The sequence below is a fragment of the Prevotella sp. P5-126 genome (genome assembly GCF_002251185.1).
In the GTDB taxonomy this organism is placed as follows: Bacteria; Bacteroidota; Bacteroidia; order Bacteroidales; family Bacteroidaceae; genus Prevotella.
On the sequence record NZ_NPIZ01000032.1, the window covers coordinates 1 to 4,269 of the forward strand.

Genomic DNA, 4,269 nt, shown 5'->3' on the forward strand with positions numbered 1-4,269 from the left:
GTAGCAGGACCCTTGTATGGGTTGGCGAGTTTGGCGAGATGGATTTTGTTACTAGACTTGTTAGTGGCGAAGTAGTCGTTAGACTTGTTACCATACTTACCACTGATACCTTTGATGATGTCGATTGCTTGAATTGTAGCCATAATAATTGTGTTTTTTTAAGGTTAATAACTAATTTGTCAGATGCCGACGCAACTCTGAACGCCGAGTGTGGCGAGGAGTGCTGTGATCACGCTTACGATAAACTGGAGTACAGTCTTGAGCGTTTCTTTGTTTTTTGTGTTACTCATGGTATAAGATCATTAAAGTTACTTACTTGGCTGTTTTCACCTGCTACATTCGGGGCGCCTCCGAGATGCGTTCGGCTTCTGCCAGCCTTTTTTGTTTCTGTTGCAAAGATACAACATCCCCGTAAATCAATCATACGTTTCTATACGTTTCCTGCGATTTGAGGACATTTTCTTTTAAATTCCTGAACTTTCGCATGTGGGGAAGTTAAGGTTATAGGTTATAGGTTATAGGTTATAGGTTAAAGGTTATGTTTCGTGTTGCTTGCGCAAGAAATCTTGGAGGAAATCTTTGGTAAAAATCTAAGGACCTAAACGGTCCAGAAATCTATTTAAGATAGCTATCTCCCTAAAATATTTCTTGCGAAGCAACATCTTAAACAAGATTTCCTCCAAAGATTTCTTGCCGTAGGCAACTAAAATAATCCACGGAGCACACGGAGTACACGGAGAAAGATTTTCGTAGGATGATAAAGGCCACTCCCTCAGACTTCAGACATCAGACTTCAGACTTCATCTTAGTTAAAGATTTTGTTCAAGATTCTAGTTTAGATGTCGAGCCGTAAGGCGATCCCCATAAAAACCCTTCCCAGAAGCGAGGTATTCGAGCGCATTTTCAGTTAGGATTTTTATTTAAAGATTATATTTCCGTCTAATATCCGTTTAAATTCCGATGATTGATTTCTGGCCAAAGGCCATATTTCATTAAAGATTTCCTCCAAAGATTTCTTGCGAAGCAACCCCAAAATTCATCCGTATAAATTCCGTTTAAATTCCGATGATCCGATGATCCGATGATCCGATGGATCACGGCCCACCCAGGTATTCCACGATGAGTCTGACCTCACGTGCCGAAAACCACTTACTCGTTTTCCTGTACCCCTGCTTCGCGAGGGCAGCCGTCAGGGGCTGACAGCGGCAGATCCATGACATCAGGCGGTTGACCGCCGTGTGCGGCGTGGCAGACGGGAAATATCTGAGCGCCAAATCTTTTTTGGTATAAGACCGAATTTCAAAATCGTTCATAGCGTGTTGTTGTTAACTGAACTTTCGCATGTGGGGAAGTTAAGGGAAGTTAGGGAAGTTAGAGAGAAGTTAAGGGACTAATGTCCTACGTCTTACGGCAAAAGGCTATTGTCTCTTCACTTCCCGAACGACCGTAGGAAGTGATCACTCTTTAACTTCAATCAATTCCCTCAGTTGCGCATGTGGGGAAGTTAAGATAACTTCTTTAACTTCAATCAATTCCCTCAGTTGCGAAACTTGAATTGTTAATAGATGAAACATAATAATCAGAGAAATCCTTGCACCCTGCCGGCAACTGGTGGTGATGGAGCGTCGGCAATACCTCACGCAACTGCATGAAGAGACGCTCGCCAGGCGCATCGCGATCGGGAAACATGTGGAACGACGTGCCCAACCGGTTTGCCAGATCGCTCAACAACTCCTTGTCAGCCACGGAGAGCAAGGTGGCAGACGGAATCGCCACCGCCTTATGACCCGCCGAGAGCATCGCCCAACAGTCGGAGCATCCCTCCGTGATGTAGAGCGGTTCCTCAGGCCGCAGCATCGCCACCACAGGCAGGTTGTAGATCGTGCAGCGCGCCCCGTAGGGGAAGCGGAAGCGCGGCGTCACGTCCCCCTTGTGGTAGTCGAGGTTGCGGTTCTGCAAACCGATGAGCTGCCCCGTCGTGTCGAAATATGGCGTCTGCAACCAATGGATGCCCAGACGGTCAGTCCACGACGACAGGCGGCACCAGCGCACCACACGCGGATTGATCTTCCGTTCGGCAAACAGGAACTGTTGCGCCTCGCTGCTCAACCACGGATGTTCGAAGTTGCGGGCATAGCGCGAGGCATCAAACGGCCTCATGGCTTTCTCCGCCACAGGCGTGCGCGGTCGGTATTCGTCGATCACCACGTTAGCATCGTCAGCCAGCCATCGGCACGCCCTGGGGAAATCCTTGTCGAGGTGGCGCATCACGAGGTCTATCGTGCCGCCGTGAGCTCCACAGGCAAAACACCTGAAGCTGTTAGTCCTTGCGAGAAACGTCATACTCGCATGATGGTCATCATGAAACGGACACAGACATTTATGTCGCGTCACCCGCAGTCCGAGGCGCTCCGCCACCGCCTCAATGGGCAGTGCGCGAAGCTTTTCAATCTTCATTCTGTCGAGCATGGCTATTTCCTTTTAGTACCACGTCCGACAACATTCCCCATCAGATACTCCTGCGTCTTGGAGTACAGCCCCGTCTGGGCAGAATACGTGATGAAGTTGCGGTTCTTCCAAACATGCAACTGGCCTCTGGTCCCCTCCCTCGATTTGCCGAGAGAGACGCGGAGAGCCTCCAGTTGTGCCTCGTTAAACGTATCAGGCAGGTCACACAGCATGTTCTTCGGACCACTCTTCTGTGCGTCACCCAAACTGTCGCTACCCTCTTTGAACATATCTCCAAATATTTGCGATTTAGACCAGAGGTCGTAATACACCAGCCATTCCACGAAATCGCCCATACCCTTAGTCCATGTCATGCCGTTCAGGATATAGAGCACGCACCCTTTCTTCCATGCATTCACGATAGACCGCTTACTCATATCCCACAGGGTATCATCATCCGTGAGGTCAGCCAGCGCCGCCATGTCGAGCGCCAGTCTATCAGCCAGTTTGTTGAGCGGCTGCACCACATGTCGCCCTTTGCAAGCCTGCAGGCGCACGATATAGGCATCGAGTTTCTTGAGGAAATCCTCATCATACTCCCCCTGTCGTGGAATATGCCCATCGCGATTGCCGCGAGCCTTATAGGAGAAAGCCACACGTCCGAGCGTACCGTTAAACAAGTCGCGCTTGAAGAAATTCCTTGCTTCACCCGGAGTACATGAAATATTCATGTTGACACGCAGCACCGGATTTCCCGTCACACCCTCAGCCGTGGCACGAAGTGCACCAGCCCTGGCCTTGTCGTAGATGTTGCGGATAGTCTGCGTCACCTGCTTATGACCGCCGCATATCTTGTCAGCCATCTCCACCTCCGGCATGTTATAGTATTGCGTGTGTGCGTTCCCCTGTTCACATGCCATCGCATTCTGTATGAAGGCAGCATTAGTCACATCGGAAGGTGGAAACCAAAACGAGACATCAGGACGAATAGGTTTCTCCTTGTTGGCACCTTTCGACTTCATGTTTCTTTGCCATTCCACGAGCTTCTGCAACTCCACTTCATCATGCTTTCGCGCGAAACGCATCATCGCTTCAACATATCCCTGCAGTTGGCCTTTTCCGCCTGCAGAACCTGCCGAAAGTGCATCTATCATGCCACAAAGTTCCTTCCAAGATTGGTCTGGATACAAAAATTCAGTTGCACTGATATGAGCTGCTGCAGCATCAAAAAGTGTCGGAGCGATAGGTTCACGCATGTCTGGAGATACCTGCGAGAGCACTAATTTCACGAAATCCAAGCCTTTTCCAAGTTTTGGCATGGCTGGAGCAGTCTTTGTTGTAATGTCGTAAGTCATTATATTACAGCTTTTTAGATTGAAATTGGATGAGCCTAAAAATATCAATATCAGTTATATCAGTTGTTTTTTAAGGGGTACCCATTTCGCTCCCTACCTATATATTATTATATATATTATTGATTATTAATTAGTTATAAGTATTATATAAGGGGCTTGAAATTTTATATACCCTCAAAAAAACAACTGTAACTGATATTAACTGATATTTTGGCTAGAATTCACACTTCTTCTCCGAGGCCTGTTGCACTATCTACCAGTTTGGCAACCTGCCTCAGTTCTTTGGCAGCTTCCATACAGAACTTAGCGAAAGTGAGTTTCTCGTTGTAGTCTGGGCGATTGAACGTAGGATAGATAGTCCCGTCTGGTTTTCTATTCACGTTGATATACCGTCCCACAAACACGTGTGGGTTACGCTTTACCGGCCATAACGCCTTTGCCACATGCTCCACGAAGAGGTAATGAT

The 4,269-nt window shown here is 47.9% G+C and carries 4 protein-coding genes and 1 pseudogene; all 5 read right to left on the reverse strand.

Annotation, left to right across the window (positions count from 1 at the left end; translation table 11 throughout):
* Positions 1 to 179: 179 nt before the first annotated feature.
* The gene (locus CIK90_RS14115; protein ID WP_158214686.1) at positions 180 to 290 is read right to left on the reverse strand and encodes a smalltalk protein; all 111 of its coding nucleotides are present in this window, start codon (positions 288 to 290) and stop codon (positions 180 to 182) included.
* Between the two features lie 804 nt (positions 291 to 1,094).
* Positions 1,095 to 1,313, reverse strand: a complete 219-nt coding sequence (locus CIK90_RS02915) for a DUF4248 domain-containing protein (protein WP_094390502.1) — start codon at positions 1,311 to 1,313, stop codon at positions 1,095 to 1,097.
* A 211-nt stretch (positions 1,314 to 1,524) separates the two neighbouring features.
* The gene (locus CIK90_RS02920; protein WP_158214687.1) at positions 1,525 to 2,457 is read right to left on the reverse strand and encodes a CHC2 zinc finger domain-containing protein; all 933 of its coding nucleotides are present in this window, start codon (positions 2,455 to 2,457) and stop codon (positions 1,525 to 1,527) included.
* A 14-nt stretch (positions 2,458 to 2,471) separates the two neighbouring features.
* On the reverse strand, positions 2,472 to 3,803 hold the full coding sequence (locus tag CIK90_RS02925; protein ID WP_094436723.1) for a hypothetical protein: 1,332 nt from the start codon (positions 3,801 to 3,803) through the stop codon (positions 2,472 to 2,474).
* Positions 3,804 to 4,024: 221 nt separating this feature from the next.
* A pseudogene (locus tag CIK90_RS14120) lies at positions 4,025 to 4,269 on the reverse strand (hypothetical protein); the annotation flags it as partial.